The following is a 613-nucleotide window of genomic DNA, read 5'->3' as shown; positions in this document are numbered from 1 at the left end:
GCGGGTCTCTGCCCGCGAAAGCGCCCTCGGCCACGACACATCCAGTGATTATCAACCCGTTCCCGAGCATCACTAACCCTATACATTCCAGGTTTTCTTCAAAGAGCCTGGCATGCCGAACTACACCTCGAAAAGCCTGCGTCTTGGCCGATATTCCGAGCCTGGACGTCCGTACCTTCTCACCACCGTCGTGCTCGCACGCCAGCCTGTTTTCCTCGACTGGTCATTGGGTCGGCACGTTGTCACCGAACTACGGCGGGCACAGGCCAGTGGGCGTGTCACCTCGCTGGCCTGGGTACTGATGCCCGACCACTTGCACTGGCTGATCGAGTTGCACTCCAGCTCGCTGGCGAACGTGATCCGCGAGGTGAAATCTCGTTCTGCGAGGTCTTTCAACCGGCACACCGGCCGCGCCGGACCACTCTGGCAGGCGAGTTTCCATGACCGCGCATTGCGGCGCGAAGAGAACGTCGTGGCCGCTGCGCGGTATGTGGTGGCCAATCCGCTGCGGGCTGGGCTGGTCGAGCGTTTGGGCGACTATCCGCTCTGGGATGCTGTGTGGGTCTGAGTGAACGTGGCAGGCAGGCCAGACCCCTTCGCGGGCAGAGACCCG

Annotated in this window: 1 protein-coding gene; it reads left to right on the top strand. The window is 62.5% G+C overall.

Going from position 1 to position 613, the window contains the following annotated elements; all coding sequences use genetic code 11:
* Nucleotides 1-112 precede the first annotated feature (112 nt).
* Nucleotides 113-568: an REP-associated tyrosine transposase gene (locus B2V21_RS16110; protein ID WP_286917371.1), complete on the top strand. Its 456-nt coding sequence runs from the start codon at nt 113-115 to the stop codon at nt 566-568.
* Nucleotides 569-613 lie beyond the last annotated feature (45 nt).

Source organism: Pseudomonas sp. UBA6276 (assembly GCF_002438365.1).
In the GTDB taxonomy this organism is placed as follows: Bacteria; Pseudomonadota; Gammaproteobacteria; order Pseudomonadales; family Pseudomonadaceae; genus Aquipseudomonas; species Aquipseudomonas coleopterorum.
Note: the sequence above shows the minus strand (reverse complement) of the source record. Positions and strands in the feature narration are given on the sequence as shown.

Excerpts from the sequence above, each read along its gene's own strand:
- B2V21_RS16110 (WP_286917371.1), top strand. The coding sequence starts at position 113 with ATGCCGAACTACACCTCGAAAAGCCTGCGTCTTGGCCGATATTCCGAG.